At 65.9% G+C, this 17,371-nt stretch carries 17 protein-coding genes; 12 read left to right on the top strand and 5 right to left on the bottom strand.

From position 1 onward, the window contains the following. The first annotated feature begins 59 nt into the window (after window positions 1-59). Entirely contained in the window at window positions 60-704 is a 645-nt protein-coding gene (locus CL52_RS11355) for a hypothetical protein (RefSeq protein WP_043220684.1), read from the top strand. A gap of 25 nt (window positions 705-729) precedes the next feature. Here the strand turns inward: CL52_RS11355 and CL52_RS11350 are convergent, their stop codons facing one another. Continuing rightward, window positions 730-1,023: a GNAT family N-acetyltransferase gene (locus CL52_RS11350; protein WP_041104929.1), complete on the bottom strand. Its 294-nt coding sequence runs from the start codon at window positions 1,021-1,023 to the stop codon at window positions 730-732. Window positions 1,024-1,186: 163 nt separating this feature from the next. Between CL52_RS11350 and CL52_RS11345 the strand changes: the two genes are divergently transcribed. Genes CL52_RS11345 through CL52_RS20715 form a run of 3 tightly spaced genes read left to right on the top strand, consistent with a single transcriptional unit; the run spans window position 1,187 to window position 3,802 of the window. Continuing rightward, entirely contained in the window at window positions 1,187-2,626 is a 1,440-nt protein-coding gene (locus CL52_RS11345) for a cytochrome ubiquinol oxidase subunit I (RefSeq protein ID WP_041104930.1), read from the top strand. 2 nt (window positions 2,627-2,628) lie between these two features. Further along, complete coding sequence (gene cydB, locus CL52_RS11340; RefSeq protein ID WP_043220680.1) at window positions 2,629-3,636, top strand: cytochrome d ubiquinol oxidase subunit II; 1,008 nt, start codon at window positions 2,629-2,631, stop codon at window positions 3,634-3,636. Window positions 3,637-3,652: 16 nt separating this feature from the next. Further along, the gene (locus tag CL52_RS20715; protein ID WP_074519892.1) at window positions 3,653-3,802 is read left to right on the top strand and encodes a DUF2474 domain-containing protein; all 150 of its coding nucleotides are present in this window, start codon (window positions 3,653-3,655) and stop codon (window positions 3,800-3,802) included. Window positions 3,803-4,065: 263 nt separating this feature from the next. Here CL52_RS20715 and CL52_RS11335 read toward each other — a convergent pair whose 3' ends face one another. Beyond that, complete coding sequence (locus tag CL52_RS11335; protein WP_041104934.1) at window positions 4,066-5,103, bottom strand: AraC family transcriptional regulator; 1,038 nt, start codon at window positions 5,101-5,103, stop codon at window positions 4,066-4,068. Then, window positions 5,100-6,107, bottom strand: a complete 1,008-nt coding sequence (locus CL52_RS11330; RefSeq protein WP_043220679.1) for a carbon-nitrogen hydrolase family protein — start codon at window positions 6,105-6,107, stop codon at window positions 5,100-5,102. The genes CL52_RS11335 and CL52_RS11330 overlap by 4 nt, the downstream gene beginning before the upstream one ends. A gap of 185 nt (window positions 6,108-6,292) precedes the next feature. On the opposite strand from CL52_RS11330, the gene CL52_RS11325 reads away from it, so the two are divergent. The 3 genes from CL52_RS11325 to CL52_RS11315 all read left to right on the top strand — a co-directional run bounded on the left by CL52_RS11325 (window position 6,293) and on the right by CL52_RS11315 (window position 11,040). Further along, on the top strand, window positions 6,293-8,323 hold the full coding sequence (locus tag CL52_RS11325; protein WP_143008641.1) for an NADPH-dependent 2,4-dienoyl-CoA reductase: 2,031 nt from the start codon (window positions 6,293-6,295) through the stop codon (window positions 8,321-8,323). Window positions 8,324-8,674: 351 nt separating this feature from the next. Continuing rightward, window positions 8,675-10,033 carry a chromosome partitioning protein ParA gene (locus CL52_RS11320; protein ID WP_043220675.1) on the top strand — a complete coding sequence of 453 codons (1,359 nt, stop codon included), beginning with the start codon at window positions 8,675-8,677 and terminating at the stop codon, window positions 10,031-10,033. Beyond that, on the top strand, window positions 10,033-11,040 hold the full coding sequence (locus CL52_RS11315; protein WP_063613249.1) for a 1-aminocyclopropane-1-carboxylate deaminase/D-cysteine desulfhydrase: 1,008 nt from the start codon (window positions 10,033-10,035) through the stop codon (window positions 11,038-11,040). The genes CL52_RS11320 and CL52_RS11315 overlap by 1 nt, the downstream gene beginning before the upstream one ends. On the opposite strand, the gene chrA is transcribed toward CL52_RS11315, so the two are convergent. Next, complete coding sequence (gene chrA / locus CL52_RS11310; protein WP_043220673.1) at window positions 11,037-12,242, bottom strand: chromate efflux transporter; 1,206 nt, start codon at window positions 12,240-12,242, stop codon at window positions 11,037-11,039. The two genes, CL52_RS11315 and chrA, sit on opposite strands and share 4 nt — an antisense overlap. A gap of 70 nt (window positions 12,243-12,312) precedes the next feature. Further along, window positions 12,313-13,230 carry a DUF1853 family protein gene (locus CL52_RS11305; RefSeq protein ID WP_043220671.1) on the bottom strand — a complete coding sequence of 306 codons (918 nt, stop codon included), beginning with the start codon at window positions 13,228-13,230 and terminating at the stop codon, window positions 12,313-12,315. A 189-nt stretch (window positions 13,231-13,419) separates the two neighbouring features. Between CL52_RS11305 and CL52_RS11300 the strand changes: the two genes are divergently transcribed. The 5 genes from CL52_RS11300 to CL52_RS11280 all read left to right on the top strand — a co-directional run bounded on the left by CL52_RS11300 (window position 13,420) and on the right by CL52_RS11280 (window position 17,340). Then, window positions 13,420-14,307 carry an NAD(+) kinase gene (locus tag CL52_RS11300; RefSeq protein ID WP_041104946.1) on the top strand — a complete coding sequence of 296 codons (888 nt, stop codon included), beginning with the start codon at window positions 13,420-13,422 and terminating at the stop codon, window positions 14,305-14,307. Between the two features lie 18 nt (window positions 14,308-14,325). Next, on the top strand, window positions 14,326-15,285 hold the full coding sequence (locus CL52_RS11295; RefSeq protein WP_041104948.1) for a metallophosphoesterase: 960 nt from the start codon (window positions 14,326-14,328) through the stop codon (window positions 15,283-15,285). A 9-nt stretch (window positions 15,286-15,294) separates the two neighbouring features. Next, window positions 15,295-16,161 (top strand): rhomboid family intramembrane serine protease, encoded by an 867-nt coding sequence (locus CL52_RS11290; RefSeq protein WP_043220669.1) that lies wholly within the window; start codon window positions 15,295-15,297, stop codon window positions 16,159-16,161. A 67-nt stretch (window positions 16,162-16,228) separates the two neighbouring features. Further along, window positions 16,229-16,507: a YeaC family protein gene (locus CL52_RS11285; protein ID WP_041104950.1), complete on the top strand. Its 279-nt coding sequence runs from the start codon at window positions 16,229-16,231 to the stop codon at window positions 16,505-16,507. After that, window positions 16,507-17,340, top strand: coding sequence for a DUF2797 domain-containing protein (locus CL52_RS11280; protein ID WP_043220666.1), 834 nt, complete (start codon window positions 16,507-16,509; stop codon window positions 17,338-17,340). The genes CL52_RS11285 and CL52_RS11280 overlap by 1 nt, the downstream gene beginning before the upstream one ends. Window positions 17,341-17,371 lie beyond the last annotated feature (31 nt).

The following is a 17,371-nucleotide window of genomic DNA, read 5'->3' as shown; positions in this document are numbered from 1 at the left end:
TCCCGGCACGACCCGACACCGGCGCTGTCACAGCGACAAACCGTGTGTCGAGGTCGTTCATGTTGGATTGGATCAAGGAGCACCAGCCGCTCATCTCTCTGGGCATTTCACTCAGCACCCTGCTGGTCTGGGTGTTCTACGCCCAGCTGCTGCTGCGCAGCTTCCAGCGCCAGCGCAAGCCGAGCCTGATCATCAACCGCGGGGCGGGAAAGGGTATCGGCGCGCTCTGCCTGATCTCGAACATGAGTGCCGAACCCATGTTCATCAATCAGCTGGTGGTCTCGATCGACAGCTCGCGCGGCCCGCTGGATGTCGATGTCACCGACATTCGCCAGAGCGTCGGCGACGACGCCACGCCGGATCTGGCGGTCCACCAGACCACGCACCAGGGCCCGCTGCGCGGCGGTGACTGCATCCACATCGGCACTTTCCGCGGGATGTTGCGCCGGGTGGCCGAATGCAACGGCATCGAACTCGAGGGCGACCGTCCCGTCGGCGACGTCGCGTTTCATCATCTGGAGGTGCGCGCGGTGGCGTTCTATGGCCCGGAGCGCCATCCGCTGGGCGTCATTCGCCGCTTTCGTCTGCTGGACATGGCCAACCCCGAGTGCCGCCTGGTTCCGGAAAGCCCCTACACGCACCAGCTGACCTCGCGCAGGGAGCGCCGTCAGGTGCGCCGCTGGCTGACGGCATCGCTGGATTAGCCGGCCCGGTGCGGGCGCGGGTGGTTCAGGCGTCGGGCAGCAGATCCTGCCATTGCGGGTGCCGCGCGATGTACTCGGCGATGAAGCTGCAGCGGGCGACCACCCGCCGGTTCCGGGCGCGGACGTCTTCCAGGGCGCCACTGGCCAGGCGGCTGCCGAGCCCCTGCCCGGACAGGCTCGGATCGACGTCGGTATGCGTGAAGATCGTGCAGTCGCCTTCCTCCTGATAGCGCGCTGTGCCGCAAGGCTGCCCGTTGACGATGAGTTCGTAGCATTGGGCTTCGTCGTTGCGACGGACCTGGGTATCGGCGCTCGTCATCGTGCGTCTCCTGCGTGATTTGCCTGTTCTTACGAGTGACGGGCTGGGGCAAGGGTTCAGCGGTTCGCGGGCCAGGCGACTGCACCCTCGCGCGTCTGCGCTGTCAGTTGTGCTGGAACGCAGGTTAACCGCAGGGAGCGAGCAGCTGACGAGGATTGGCTTCATGTTCGGATTGGAAGCTCTGGAACTCGCGCGAATCCAATTCGCCTTCACGATTTCCTTTCACATCATTTTTCCCGCCATCACCATCGGCCTGGCCAGCTACCTGGCGGTGCTCGAAGGGCTCTGGCTCAAGACCCGCCGTGAGGTCTACCGCGACCTCTATCACTTCTGGCTGAAGATCTTTGCGGTCAATTTCGGCATGGGGGTGGTCTCGGGCATTGTCATGGCGTACCAGTTCGGCACCAACTGGAGCGCCTATTCCGAATTCGCCGGTAGCGTCACCGGGCCATTGCTGACCTATGAGGTGCTCACCGCCTTCTTTCTCGAGGCGGGTTTTCTCGGCGTCATGCTGTTCGGCTGGAACCGCGTGGGGCCGGGCCTGCACTTCTTCGCCACGCTGATGGTGGCGCTGGGCACGTTGATCTCGACGTTCTGGATCCTCGCCTCCAACAGCTGGATGCATACACCCCAGGGCCACGAGATCATCGATGGCGTGGTGGTGCCGGTGGACTGGCTGGCGATCATCTTCAATCCCTCGTTTCCCTATCGCCTGGCGCACATGGCGGTCGCGGCCTTTCTTGCCACGGCTTTCTTCGTCGGCGCCTCGGCGGCCTGGCACCTGCTGCGCGGCAACGACAACCCCGGCATTCGCAAGATGCTCTCGATGGCGATGTGGATGGCGCTGCTGGTGGCGCCGGTGCAGGCGGTGATCGGCGACTTCCACGGGCTGAACACGCTGGAGCACCAGCCGGCAAAGATCGCCGCCATCGAGGGGCACTGGGACAATTCGTCGGGCGAGCCGACGCCATTGCTGCTGTTCGGCTGGCCGGACATGGAAGCCGAGCAGACGCGCTACAAGCTCGAAATTCCCTACCTGGGCAGCCTGATCCTCAAGCACAGCCTGAGCGAGCCGATCCCGGCGCTGAAGGACTTCCCGCCCGAGGACCGGCCCAACTCGACCATCGTGTTCTGGTCGTTTCGCATCATGGTCGGGCTCGGCCTGCTGATGATCGCTACGGGGTTGTGGAGCCTGGTGCTGCGTCGTGGCGACCGCCTCTATCAGTCGCGGCCCTTCCTGCGCCTTGCCGTACTGATGGGGCCTTCCGGGCTGCTCGCCATCCTCGCCGGCTGGTTCACCACCGAAATCGGCCGTCAGCCCTGGGTGGTGTATGGCGTCATGCGCACCGCCGACGCAGTCTCCGATCACGGCGCCGGGCAGCTCGGCCTGACACTGGCGATGTTTGTGCTGGTGTACTTCGCGGTGTTCGGCGTCGGCATGCTCTACGTGTTGCGCCTGGTGGCCAAGGGGCCGGTGCCCTTCGAGGGGCGTTCCACCGGCGTCGGCGGCTATGGCCAGCAGCGCACCCCGCTGCGACCGATCTCGGCGGCGGACGAGAACCTCGAACACGAGCAGGGCGACCATCTGGGCGAGAGGAACTGAGCATGGGTATCGATCTTTCACTGATCTGGGCCGTCATCATCATCTTCGGGATCATGATGTACGTGGTCATGGACGGCTTCGATCTCGGCATCGGCATCCTTTATCCGTTCGTCAACGACAGCTCTCACCGCGACGTGATGATGAACACGGTAGCGCCGGTCTGGGACGGCAACGAAACCTGGCTGGTGCTTGGCGGCGCCGGGCTGTTCGCGGCGTTTCCGCTGGCCTACTCGGTGGTGTTGTCGGCGCTCTACCTGCCGATCATCTTCATGCTGATGGGGCTAATCTTTCGCGGCGTGGCCTTCGAGTTCCGCTTCAAGGCCAGCAAGCAGCGCCAGCACATCTGGGACAAGGCGTTCATCGGTGGTTCGCTCGCTGCAACCTTCTTTCAGGGCGTGGTACTCGGCGCCTTCATCAACGGTCTGCCGGTCGAGGGACGGTCCTACGCCGGCGGCCCGCTGGACTGGCTGACGCCGTTCTCGCTGTTCTGCGGCGTGGCGCTGGTAGTCGGCTATGCCTTGCTCGGCAGCACCTGGCTGATGATGCGTACCGGCGGCGAGTTGCAAAAACGCATGCATGACCTGGGCGTGCCGCTGGTCTGGGCGACATTGCTGGTGATCGGCATCGTCAGCCTGTGGACGCCGCTGGCGCATCCGAACATCGCCGAACGCTGGTTCAGCCTGCCGAACCTGTTCTGGTTCATGCCGGTGCCGATTCTGGTGGTGCTCTGCACGCTGGGCCTGCTGCGTGCGATCAAACGCTACGCCAACTACCAGCCCTTCCTGCTCACGCTGGCGCTGATCTTTCTCGGCTACAGCGGGCTGGGCATCAGCCTGTGGCCGAACATCATTCCGCATCAGGTGGATATCTGGGCCGCCGCCGCGCCCCCGCAGAGCCAGGGCTTCGCGCTGGTCGGCGCGCTGCTGATCCTGCCGATGATCATGATGTATTCGGCCTGGAGCTATTGGGTGTTCCGCGGCAAGGTCAGCGCCGAGGATGGCTATCACTGAATCAGGGAGCACGCTTATGCATGATCGCGATCCGGGGCCGCAGCAACGCCCGCTCTGGCAACGCATGGCCTGGCTGGTTGCGATCTGGAGTGCCAGCGTGCTGGCGCTCTCGGTCGTCGCCTGGCTGCTGCGCCAGGCCATGACCGCGGCCGGCCTGACGGTCTGAGCGCACCGCCCGCGCCCGTCTGCAGGCCGGCCTGCACCAGCAGGCAGCATGATCCTCGTCATTTATCGGTAAGACATCCCCTTTAAGCTGGCACGGACCTTGGAACACGAAGCCAGCGAGCGGCGACGGCGCCGCCACCATGAGGGGAAAGAACAATGGAAGACTATCAGGACGAACTGCTCGAGCAGCACGCCGCGGAGCAGGACTTTACCGATGCCGCCGAGGATGCCTTCGAACTGTAGGCCCGTCGAAGGGCTGGCCGGTCAGCCCGCGCGACGCTGGGCGCGCCGGTAGTCCCCGGGCGTCTGCCCGCTCCAGCGGCGAAACGCGCGCTGGAAGGCCTCGGCAGAGGAGAAGCCGAGCAGCCAGGCGATTTCGCCAAAGGCCGAATCGGTATCACGGATATAGGCCATCGCCAGGTCGCGGCGGGTGTCGTTGAGAATGGCTCGATAGCTGGTGCCTTCTTCGTCCAGCTTGCGGCGCAGCGTCCAGGCCGGCATCTGCAGGCGGGCGGCGATCTGCGCCAGGGCGGGCTCCTGCCCCTTGAGCATCGGGCCGAGCAGCTGGGTGACGCGTTCGCGCAGGCTGCGGGTGCGCGTTAGCCGCTCCAGTTCGCCCTCGCAGAGTTGCAGCAGGTGGCGCCAGGTGCTCGGGCAGTGCTCGGGGTTGCGCAGCGCCAGCGTCGCGTGATCCAGATGCAGCTCGTTGGCTTCGGCCGCGAAGCCGATGTGCTGGCCCAGCAGCGGCTCGTAGCGCTCGGCGTATTCCGGCGCGGCGAATTCGATGTGCACGACGCCGGGTGAAAGCGCCGTGCCGGTCAGGTGACGGAGCTGGGCCACCCAGCCTGCCAGGACGGTATCGACGACGAAACGGTTGTAGGCGTTGTAGGGGCTGATCGAATAGAAGCGCAGCCATGCGCCCGTCGTGTCTTCGTGGAAACTGGAATGGCCACGGTAATTGGACGCATACAGCGGTTCGAAGCGAATCAGCGCACGCGCCGCTTCTCGCGCATTCGGTGCCTGCATTGCGGTAAGCCCGGCCAGCCCGAGATGGGCTGCCTTGCGCAGACGCGCCATGTCCAGGCCGAGCGCAGGGTCGCCGGCCAATTGGATCGCCGCATGGCCGAGACGCATGTAGCGAGGGATCGACAGCCGGCCGAGCGGCTCGGCCAACCGCGCGCTATCCAGGCCATAGGCGGCAAGCAGTGGCAGCGGGTCGATAGCGCGCTCGGCCAGCGCCTCCGCCAGGCTGTGCACGAAGCCGACCGACAGGTCGCCCAGGCGCACCGGCTGATGTTTCATGGACGCTCCGGCAGCCAGTGATTGGTGATGCGTACCGGCTCGCTGTGCGTTGTGCTCGCCGGGCGTCGCGGTGAACCAAGCAGGTTCCAGGGCATGCCGAGCGTGCGAACGGCGACATGTGGCAGCGTCGGGCGCACGCCATCGGGGCACCCGGTGGCGAGTTCGTCGGGCGCACCCGGCACGGCGAGCATGTCGGCCCCCGGCGGGACTGGCTGGCGGTAGGCATCGCAGCCGAGCAGGACGGCGAGTGCACCGGCGGGTGTCGGCAGCAGCGTCGGGCGATAGTCCTGCGGCGCGACGCTGTAGCGCCGTTCGTAGCGGCCCAGGTGCTGCTTGTACTGCAGTGGCGCGAGCGGGCGACCCTGCGGGTCGAAGGTCAGGCTGACCTGCCGCAGCGGGCCATCGTCCAGGCGCAGGCGACCCTCCTCGAGGCGTGGCTCCGGCAGTACGATCGAGCCGGCTACCAGCGTCACGCCGAACTCGCGCGCCAACTCGCCGAAGATCGCCTGGTAGTCGGCGGCCATGCGCTCGGCCTTGAGCAGCAGGACGGCTTCGGTTCGGCGGTCGTCGCGCGGATTGCCGCCGCTCAGTGCGCGCAGGTACTGCCAGGGGTTGCTCAGTGCCATCCACTGCATCGCATCGCGCAGCGTGCGCGCCTGCTGCACCTCGGGCTTTTCACCCAGGGCAAACAGGCCGGTGCCGACATGCTCGGGCAGGACGACAATGGTCTTGTCCGTGAGCAGGCCGGCGTCGCGTGCCTGAGCCAGGTAGGTGGCGAACTTGAGCTTGAGTCGTTCGCGGCTCTGGTAATCGGCGGGCTGCAGGCGGGTCTCGATACCGATGAGGTTTCCGCGGCCAATTGCTACACCGAGGCTCTCGATAGGCAGGGTGCGCAGGTCGGAGAGCAGCGGGCCGCTACGCCGGTCGCCGGTCCAGTCCAGATAGATCACCAGGGCAACGAGCGCCACCGGTACGAGCAGGAGCAGTTTGAGACGGGTTTGCATCGGCGGCCGACAGCGAAGCGATAGGTGGGCCAAGCCTAGGCAATGGCTGCTGGCTTGCCAAGCGCTGCGCGCAGTAGAGTCATAAAGTTGTGTGTTTGGATCATTGAGCGAGTGCGGCGGCCCCGCTATCGTCCCGTTCTATCGATCGCGTCCGCAGAGACGCGCCTAGCCGAAGAGGAATGATCATGATTGCCTTCCCGCACCTGTTGGCCCCGCTGGACCTGGGTTTCACCACGCTACGCAACCGCACGCTGATGGGGTCCATGCACACCGGGCTGGAGGAAATGCCCAATGGCTTCGAGCGCATGGCCGCGTTTTTCGCCGAGCGCGCGCGCGGCGGGGTCGGCCTGATCGTTACCGGTGGTGTCGGGCCGAACGAGGAAGGCTCGGTGCGCGCGGGTGCCGCCAAGCTGTCCACGCCCGAGGAAGCGGAGGAGCACAAGGTCGTGACCCAGGCGGTGCACGAAGCGGGCGGCAAGATCTGCCTGCAGATCCTGCATGCCGGGCGATATGCCTACAGTCCGAAGCTGGTCGCACCGAGTGCTATTCAGGCGCCGATCAACCCCTTCACTCCGCGCGAGCTGGACGAAGCGGGCATCCAGAAGCAGATCGACGACTTCGTCAATTGCGCCTCGCTGGCGCAGCGTGCCGGCTATGACGGCGTCGAGATCATGGGGTCCGAAGGCTATTTCATCAACCAGTTCCTCGTCGCCCATACCAACCACCGTAACGATCGCTGGGGCGGCAGTTACGAGAATCGCATGCGCCTGCCGGTGGAGATCGTGCGCCGTGTACGCGAGGCGGTCGGCGCGCAGTTCATCATCATCTATCGCCTGTCGATGCTCGACCTGATCGAGGGTGGCAGCACCTGGGAGGAGGTCGTGACGCTGGCCAAGGCGATCGAGGCGGCCGGGGCGACGCTGATCAATACCGGCATCGGCTGGCACGAGGCGCGCATCCCCACCATCGCCACCAAGGTGCCGCGCGCGGCCTTCACCAAGGTCACCGCCAAGCTGCGCGGCGAGGTCGGGGTGCCGCTGATCACCACCAATCGCATCAATATGCCGGAGGTGGCCGAGCAGGTGCTGGCCGAGGGTGACGCGGACATGGTCTCGATGGCGCGGCCTTTCCTGGCCGACCCGGAATTCGTCAACAAGGCCGCAGCCGGTCGCAGCGACGCGATCAATACCTGCATCGCCTGTAATCAGGCGTGCCTGGACCACACCTTCAGCGGCAAGCTGACCAGCTGCCTGGTCAACCCGCGCGCTTGCCACGAAACCGAGTTGAACTACATCCCGACGACCCAGGTGAAGCGCATCGCGGTGGTCGGTGCCGGGCCGGCCGGCCTGGCGGCCGCCACCGTGGCGGCCGAGCGGGGCCACCAGGTCACGCTGTTCGATGCGGCGGCCGAAGTCGGTGGCCAGTTCAACGTGGCCAAGCGAATCCCCGGCAAAGAGGAGTTCCACGAAACGTTGCGCTATTTCCGCAAGCGTATCGAGGAGACCGGCGTGCAGGTGCGCCTGAACACGCGCGTCACCGCGCGCGAGTTGCTCGAAGGCGGCTACGACGAGGTCATCCTGGCCACCGGGATCGTGCCTCGCGTGCCGGATATCCCGGGTATCGATCATCCCAAGGTCATCAGCTACCTGGATGCGCTGCTCGAGCGCAAGCCGGTCGGCCAGCGGGTGGCGGTTATCGGCGCTGGCGGGATCGGCTTCGACGTTTCGGAATACATCACCCACGACGGCGAGTCGACCAGCCTCGATCGCGAAGCCTTCTGGAAGGAGTGGGGCATCGACCTCGGTCTCGAGGCGCGTGGCGGGATCGCCGGCATTCAGCCGGCACCGCATGCGGCCAAGCGGCAGGTCTATCTGCTGCAGCGCAAGAAATCCAAGGTGGGCAGCGGTCTGGGCAAGACCACGGGCTGGATTCACCGCACCGGGTTGAAGAACAAGCATGTGCAGATGGTCAGCGCGGTCGAGTATCTGAAGGTCGATGACGAGGGGCTGCACATCCGCATCGCCGACGGCGCGCCACAGGTGCTGCCAGTCGACACGGTGATCCTCTGCGCCGGGCAGGAGCCGCTGCGCGAGCTGCAGGCGGCCCTGCTCGAAGGCGGTGCCCAGGTGCATCTGATCGGTGGCGCCGATGTCGCCGCCGAGCTCGATGCCAAGCGGGCGATCGATCAGGGCTGCCGGCTCGCCGCTCAGCTCTGAGTTCCCGTCCGGCCGTTGACGAGCGGCCGGGCGGGGCCTGACAGCCCGGCCAGGAACGCGAAGTGACCCCGCTGGCTGCGCTTCTTGTCCGGGTGCGCTGCGTTCGCTGGTCTCCCTCCGGCTGCAGAGCGGCGGCGTCTGCCGCGCTGGCTGGCGCGCTTTAGCCAAGCCGATCGCATTTCCGATGACCGCCCGACCAACGCGGCAGATGCGGCGGACCGCTGCCAACCTAATCACATTGCCCGTTTCGGCTTTTCTCCTAAACTTGGCGCTCCCAACAGTCGCTGCCCGAATCCTGACGGCAGCCGCAGAGAAAGCCACTCCTACCGCGGGTGGCCAAGGATGCCGAGCATGCAGAACAAACCGCAGATGGTCGAGGCAGTCGTGTTCTTCAGGGGCCCCGGTATCTGCAAGGAAATGCTGTTTCCCGAGTTCGAGGCGGTGCTCGATGGGGTGGTCAACCTGCAGGAGTTCGCCGATCAGCAGATCCGTGCCGCCTACGTCCTGATCAGCCCACGGCTGTTGATCCGTGCGGCCGTGTTCTTCTGCATCGATTTCGATGAAGACGGCTCGGCCGACCGCGGCTGGAACATCCCGCTGCGTCATCTGGCCGAACGTACCGGCCGCGGGCCTGACCTGGGCGCCGGGCCGATCCGTCTGGCCTGCCGCAGCCAGTGCCCGGTGTCCTGGCATCAGATGCACCTCTGGGACCCCAAGCTCACCGGCGCAGACAGTGAACTGATCCAGCTACGTGATCGAATTGCCGGCAATCCGCTCGGGCTGTTGATCGACGAAGACATCGTGCCGCCGGTGCCGACCGAGCGCTTGCAGGTGGTGGCCGAGGATGCCTGGTACGCCGAACAGTCGCGGCAGAAGCCGGCCGGAGGCGCCAAGCTCAGCGATCAGGAGCAGCGGCAGAAGGCTGCGTTGCTGATCAAGCAACAGCGCCAGCGCATCGCCAATCTGGAGCGCCTGCGCGAGGAAGAGGTCTCTCGTCTGCGGCAGGTGGCCGAGACCCAGCAGGCCGAGGCGCGCGCGCAGGTTCTCGACCTGCAACGCAAGCTGCAGGAACAGGAGGCGCTCAATACCAGCCTGCATAGTCAGCTGGCGGCCGAGGCCGAGCACTTCCAGAAGGCCCGTGAAGAGATGGGCGCGCAGCTGCGCGCGCTCGAGGCCAGCGGCCAGCAGGAGGCCGGAGCCCTGCGCGAGCGTCTCGAACGCGAGGCGGAGGCGCGAATCGCCGCGGCGGTGGCCGAGCTCAAGGAGCAGGTCGCCATCCGTGATGTGGAGCTGGCCTATCGCAACGAGCTCGATGCCCAGCTCGAGGAGGAGATCGCTCGCCTGACCCGCGAGCGCGATGAGCTGGCCAGCCGCATCGATGGCCTGCAGCTGCTCGAAAAGCTGTCGCAGCAGGGCGTCGCGTTCACCGCCTACCATCCGGGCGTGGGGCACCTGACGCTCGCGCCGACGGATATCCTGCGCTACCACGAAAATCCGATCGCCTTTGTCGCCGCGCGCTGTAACGTCGCCGAGGAACAATACCGGCAGTGGCTGCAGCACTACCAGGCGCCAGTGTGCGTAGCGACGCTGCCCAGTGGCGAGCGCTGCGCAATTCCGCTGGACAAGGTCGACTCGCCGGCACGTTTCGTCGTCGGCCAGTCCAACTGCTGTGCACGGCATCGCCAGGCCGCCCAGCGAACCGGTAGTTGATGGCGCCTCCTTCGCCGTATTTGGCGGGCGCGCCCATCCAGTTGCAGCCGCTGTCTTTCACCTGGCTGGACGGGCACGCGATCGAGCTCGCCGCGCTGCGCCTGGACCAGGTCGATCCGGAGCTCTCGGGCAACAAGTGGTTCAAGCTACTGCATCACCTGGAGGCGGCTGCGGCGGCCGGGGCTGAGGGGCTGATCAGTTTGGGCGGGCCTCATTCCAACCACCTGCATGCGCTGGCCGCAGCCGGGCGCCGGTTCGGGTTGCGTACGGTCGGCTTGCTGCGCGGGCACCCGCAAGACACGCCGACCGTGCAGGATTTGCTCGACTGCGGCATGGCGCTGCACTGGCTCGGCTATGGCGGCTACCGGGAGCGTTATCAGCCGGAGTTCTGGGCACCCTGGCAAGCCCGCTACCCTGGCTTTCACTGTGTCCCCGAAGGTGGCGGCGGCCTGCTTGGTGCGCTCGGGTGTGCCGAACTGGTCGCAGAGCTTCAGCAGCCACTCGAGGCATTTGGCTGGGGCGATTACCACGGCTGCTGGCTGGCCGCCGGCACCGGCACGACCTTGGCTGGCCTGGTGCTTGGCGAAGCAGGCCGGCACCCGGTCTATGGTGCGCTAGCCGGCCCCGGTGAGCATGCCGTGGCGGCGACAGTCGCCACGCTGTTGCAGCAGGCGGGACGGGACGACACCGGGTATCGACTGTTCGACGCCAGTCGCCGGGGCTTCGGTCGCTTCGACCCCGAGCTGGTGCGCTTCATGCGTGACGCGGAACGCGAGGGCGGCATGCCGCTCGAACCGGTCTACACGGCAAAAGCCCTGATGGCGCTACGCGAACAAGTCCGGGCGGGCTTCTTTGCGCCTGGTTCGCGTCTGGTATTCGTTCATACCGGAGGATTGCAAGGGCTACGAGGCGCAAATCTGGACGCCGTTCTGCAAGCGGAGCCTGGCCCGGGTGCCGCTGAAACCGGGCGAGAGAAGCGGCCCGCGGCGAGTCGCAGGCAGGGCTAGCCAAGCCCCGACAGTAACAGGCCCACGCCGGCGCCAACCGCCACCACCAGCCACGGGGCTAATTGCCAACGCATCAGTGCGATGAGCGCGAGCAGGGCAGCGAGCACATCCCAGGGGCCCGCGACTGCACGTGTGAAGACTGGATCGTAGAGTGCGGCGAGCAACAGACCGACAACTGCGCAGTTGGTGCCGGCGAGGGCGCCGGCGGCCCAGCGGCTGGCTCGCAGGCGGGTCCAGAAGGGCAGCGCGGCATAGACCAGGAGAAACGACGGTAGAAAGATCGCCACCAGTGCGACGGCGGCTCCCGTCCAGCCACTGGGCTCGACGTCAAGCGCGGCGCCGAGAAAGGCAGCAAAGGTAAACAGCGGGCCAGGCACGGCCTGCGCGGCACCGTAACCGGCTAGGAAACGATCGGCATCGAGCCAGCCATTGCCGACGACCTCGGCCTCCAGCAGCGGCAGCACGACATGGCCACCACCGAAGACCAGCGCTCCGGCTCGGTAGAAGCCGTTGAACACCTTGAGCCAGGAAACCTCGGTCCCGGCTGAGATCAAGGGAAGCACGATCAGCAGAGCGCCGAACAACGCCAGGCAGGCGAGTGCGGTATTTATCCCGGTTCGGAGCGCCAGGGGAGATGGCGAGATAGCTTCGGCCGGGCGAAACAGCAGCAGGCCCAGCAGGCCTCCGGCGAGGATGACCGCGACCTGGTAGCCGGGGCCTGGCAACAGCAGAACCAGGCCGGCCGCGGCCACCGCAATGAGCGCCTTCGGAAGGCCGGCGCAAAGGCTGCGGCCCATCCCCCAGACGGCCTGGGTAACCACCGCCAGGGCGACGATTTTCATGCCATGCAGCAGCCCTTGTGGCAGGGCGCCCGGCCAGGCATCAAGGCCGATCGCGAGCAGAGCCAACAGCAGCGCCGAGGGCAGGGTGAAACCCAGCCATGCCGCGAGCGAACCACGATAGCCAGCGCGCAGCAAGCCGATGGCCAGGCCCACCTGACTGCTTGCCGGCCCCGGCAGGAACTGGCAGAGGGCAACCAGGTCGGCATAGGCGCGTTCGTCGAGCCAGCGCCGTCGTTCCACGAACTCCTGACGGAAGAACCCCAGGTGGGCAATCGGGCCGCCAAAGGAGGTCAGGCCGAGGCGCAGAAAGATGATGAATACCTGCCAGGGCGTTTCCCGGGCACCGAGCTGCGTCGACATGCCTCTTCCATAGTCTTGCCGGTGGCGGGTCAGGTTAGTCTGCAGCGATGACAGGATAAAGACCGCGAGCTCAACCCGGCCAATCGTCGGCGACCAGGAACAGGCGCTCCTGTTCGCGCCAGGCACCCTGGCTATCCGGCGCAAGATGCACGAGCATCCGTGCGTGCGACTCGGGGTCGTGGAGCCAGGCTTCCGCTTCGCGCTCGGGTAGCAGCTCCTCGGCGGTCAGGCGCGCAGGTGCGAGCCAATTGGCGCGCGGCAGCGGCCGCCAGAGCGACGACGGCTGCTGCTCGCAGAAGCGCGGCCAGGCGCTGCGGTGAAGCCAGCGGCCGGCCAGGTGTCCGGGATGTGCGCCCCGAGGGCCTGGCCCGCGGTCGGGCCAGGGGCGAAACAGGTAGCCGCCGAGCCAGAAACGGCTGTGCACCTTCTCGCGGGTGATTTCGGCCAGCAGTTCACGGGTCGGTGCGGCATTGCCCAGCGGCAACTGGCGCTGGCACAGATGGGCAATCTTGAGATCGAGCCGATCCTGGCTGTCGGGGCCGAGCCAACGGTCATGCGCCTGGCCATCTCCGGCCAGCCCGAGGTAGAACTTGACCGCCAGTTCCAGGTGGAACACGCCCTCGGCATCGCGCAGCAGCAGATCGAGTTCGCCAAGCGTATGGCCTGCCTGGCGCACGGGCAGATTGGCGGCCAGCAGTTCGACGCCCGGTGCATTGAGCAGAGCGAACTGCCAGAGCCGCTCGTAGTACAGGCCCAGCCGGCGAATGCTGTGCCGCGCCAGCCAGTCCTGCAAAGGTGCCGGTTGACGATCCAGTTGGCGCAGCCAGTCGGCCAGCAGATCTGGCGAGGCCCACCAGGCGCTGGCGCTCAAGGGATGACGCTGCTGCCAGCCCTCATCCAGCAAGGGCGGCGAGAGCAATACCCAGGCCAGATCGCGGACCGGTTGCTGGGTCAGCGCGGCGTTGATTTCGTCCAGGCTCAGAGTCATGCCAGAAGCATAGCCGGCCGCGCCGTTTGCCGCTGGTTTGGCGTTTCGCCCATAATCGCCGGACCCTGCGGAAATCTGCCGCGATCGGCGCGTCTAACGTCCAGAGCCCTTGCCAGCGTCGTTGCCTGTGCGCGCTGCGCGCCGAACTGACCTCAGGCCCTGCCGCCGCCATGTAAACAGGGAATTTCAATGGAGCAATTCCGCAATATCGGCATCATCGGTCGCCTGGGCAGCTCCCAGGTGCTGGACACCATCCGCCGGCTGAAGCGGTTCCTCGTCGAGCGCCACCTGCACGTCATCCTCGAAGAGAACATTGCCGAGGTGTTGCCAGGCCACGGCATGCAGACGTCGTCACGCCAGCGTCTCGGTGAAACCTGCGACCTGGTCATCGTGGTCGGCGGCGACGGCAGCCTGCTCGGTGCGGCGCGTGCCATGGCCAAGCACCGTGTGCCGGTGCTGGGGATCAACCGCGGCAGCCTGGGCTTTCTGACCGATATTCGGCCGGACGAGCTGGAGGAAAAGGTCGCCGAGGTCCTCAACGGCCAGTACACGCTGGAGAACCGCTTCCTCCTCGAAGCGCATGCGCGACGCAACGAAGAGCCGATCGGGGCAGGGGACGCGCTGAACGACGTGGTGCTGCACCCGGGCAAGTCCACCCGCATGATCGAGTTCGAGTTGTACATCGACGGCCAGTTCGTCTGCTCGCAGAAGGCCGATGGCCTGATCGTCGCAACGCCCACCGGCTCGACCGCATACGCGCTGTCGGCCGGCGGCCCGATCATGCATCCGCGGCTGGACGCGATCGTGATCGTGCCGATGTACCCACATACGCTGTCGAGTCGGCCGATCGTGGTCGATGGCAACAGCGAGCTGAAGATCGTGGTTTCGCCGAACATGCAGATCTACCCGCAGGTTTCCTGCGACGGTCAGAACCACTTCACCTGTGCGCCGGGCGACATCGTCACGGTGCGCAAGAAACCGCACAAGCTGCACCTGATTCATCCGCTCGACCACAACTATTACGAGGTCTGCCGCACAAAACTCGGCTGGGGCAGCCGCCTCGGCGGCGGGGACTGAGCGCAATGGGCGAGCATCATGCAGATTGATCCCGGGCGAAGTTACGACCTGATCGGCGACGTGCATGGCTGTGCGCATGCGCTGGCTCGTCTGCTCGAAGGGTTGGGCTATCGGCGCCAGGGCGGGATCTGGCGACACCCATGGCGGCAGGTGATCTTTCTCGGTGACATCATCGATCGCGGCCCGCACATCCGCGAGGCCCTGCACCTGGTGCACGACATGGTCGAACGCGACCAGGCCCTGTGCATCATGGGCAATCACGAGTTCAGCGCGTTGGGCTGGTACATGCCCGCGCCGCCTGAGAGCGGCAGACAGTTCGTGCGGGATCACTCGCCGCGCTATGCGATGCTGCTGGGCGAGACGTTTCGCCAGTTCGAGCAGCATCAGGATGAATGGCGAGCCTTCCGCGACTGGTTCTATGAGCTGCCCCTGTTCCTCGAGAGCGAGCGCTTCCGTGTCGTCCACGCCTGCTGGGACACGGAGGTGATCGAACAGCTGCGACCGCGCCTGCAAGAGGGCTGCATCGACCCGCAGCTGCTGCGTGAGGCCGGTAACGAGAAGGGCTTTACCGGTCGCGCCATCGACCGGCTGCTGCGCGGCACCAACATGCCGCTGCCCGATGGGCTGACGCTCACCAGCGAGGAAGGCTTCGTGCGCACGTTCTTCCGCACCAAGTTCTGGGAGGAGAACCCGCGCACCTACGCCGATGTGGTCTTCCAGCCCGATGCGCTGCCGGAGGAGGCCGCTCGCCGCCTGCTTACCGAGCAGCAGAAAAATCGGTTGTTCCTCTATGGTCCCGACGAGCCGCTGCTGTTCATCGGTCATTACTGGCGGCGCGGTCGGCCTAAGCCGATCCGGCACAATCTTGCCTGCCTGGATTACAGCGCGGTTAAGAGTGGCAAGCTCGTGGCTTACCGGCTGGATGCGGAAAACCGCCTGGACCCGGGCAAGTTCGTCTGGGTCGATGTCGAGCGCTAGGAGAGTCCGTTGGCTGTAGAAGCATTGCGCCTGCCGCTGTCGCAGGATCTGAGCGGGTTCGTCGCCCTGTTGCGCCGGCTCGGCGTGCCCTTTCGGGTGAGCGAAGAGGCCGGCGAGCAGGTCCTGCGTGTGCCGGCCGATCTGGTCGAGCAGGTGCGCGATCTCTACCAGCGCTATCCACAGGGCGACGAAGCCGCGCCCGATCCGCGGCAGGCTGCCAAGGGCGGCTTCCTCCGGGCACTGCGAGCCTGCCCTCTGACCGCTGCAGTGCTGGTGCTGACGCTGATGGCCGCGGCGCTGACCCAGCTCGGCGAGAACTTTGCCGTCATCCGCTGGCTAAACTTCGTCGATTTCCGAATCGACGGCGACTACATCTATTTCGCCACCTTGCCGCAGATGATCGACGCCGGTCAGTGGTGGCGCCTGCTGACGCCCATGCTGGTGCATTTCGGCATCCTGCACCTGGCCATGAACGGCATGTGGTACTGGGAGCTGGGGCGGCGCATCGAAAGCCGGCAGGGCGGGCTCATGCTGCTGGGGCTGACCCTGCTCTTCGCACTGGTTTCCAATCTCGCGCAGTACCTGTTTGGTGGTCCCGGCATCTTCGGTGGGCTGTCCGGCGTGCTCTACGGGCTGCTCGGGCATTGCTGGCTGTTCCAGATGCTCGCGCCGAACGCCGCCTACCGCTTGCCGCCGGGCGTCGTCGTGCTGATGCTGGTCTGGCTGGTGATCTGCCTGACCGGCGTGGTCGAAGTGCTCAGCTTCGGAGCCCTGGCCATCGCCAACGCCGCTCATGTCGGCGGACTCGTCAGCGGCTGCCTGACCGGGGTGCTGGGCGGCTGGCTGGCGCGCCGAAGCGTTCGGTCGGAGCGGTAGCGCAACGGCTTCGAGCATTGCGACGCAATTCCGCTAGAATGGCCGCTCGTTTCTCCGGGAGTCGGCCATGTCATCCTTTATCGAAGCCATCGAAAACATCACCCCTGAAATCTACGAGAACCTCAAGCAGGCCGTTGAACTCGGCAAATGGGGCGATGGGCGCAAGCTCACTCAGGAGCAGAAGGAAACCTGCCTGGCGGCGATGATCGCCTGGGAAATGAAAAACCTGCCCGAAGAAGAGCGCACCGGCTTCATGGGTGGTCAGGAATGCGGCTCCAAGAGCAAGAAGGCCGAGGCCCCGGTCGACACCAGCCTGTTCGCCCCGGCATCGGGGACCCGCCACTGATGCAGGAGCTCGGACGCGGCGCCCTGGACAAGATGGCCGTCGAACTGGGCGCCACGGCTCAGTATCACTTCCGCCTGGGCGATAGCCGGGTGCCGGTGAATCCGCTGATCGGCAAGCGGCTGAAGCTCGAGTATCTGGGCGCGATCCACTGCACGCACTGCGGGCGCAAGACCAACAAGAGTTTCAGCCAGGGTTACTGCTATCCCTGCTTCAAGAAGCTGCCCCAGTGCGACACCTGCATCGTCAGCCCGGAAAAATGCCACCACGAGCTTGGCACCTGCCGCGATCCGGACTGGGGCACGCAGTTCTGCATGACCGATCACGTGGTCTATCTCGCCAATTCGTCCGGCATCAAGGTCGGTATCACCCGCGCGACCCAGTTGCCCACACGCTGGCTCGATCAGGGGGCCAGCCAGGCCCTGCCGATCATGCGCGTCGCCACCCGGCAGCAGTCCGGGCTGGTCGAGGACCTGCTGCGCAGTCAGGTGGCCGACCGCACCAACTGGCGTGCGTTGCTCAAGGGCGACGCGGAACCGCTGGACCTGCCCGCCGTGCGCGAGCGCATCTTCGATGCCTGTGCCGAGGGCCTCGATTACCTGCAGCAACGCTTCGGCCTGCAGGCCCTGCAGCTTTTGCCCAGCGCCGAGGTGGTAGAGATCCGCTATCCGGTCGAGGCCTATCCGACCAAGGTGGTCAGCCTCGATCTGGACAAGACGCCGGTGGTGGAAGGCACGCTCAAGGGCATCAAGGGTCAATACCTGATCCTCGATACCGGCGTGATCAACATCCGCAAGTTCACCGCCTACCAGGTAGCCGCCAGCAGCGTGGCGTAGGGTGGAAAACGCGCGAAGCGCTTTTCCACCA

It is taken from the genome of Stutzerimonas balearica DSM 6083 (genome assembly GCF_000818015.1).
In the GTDB taxonomy this organism is placed as follows: Bacteria; Pseudomonadota; Gammaproteobacteria; order Pseudomonadales; family Pseudomonadaceae; genus Stutzerimonas; species Stutzerimonas balearica.
This window is presented reverse-complemented; position numbering and strand designations above follow the sequence as displayed.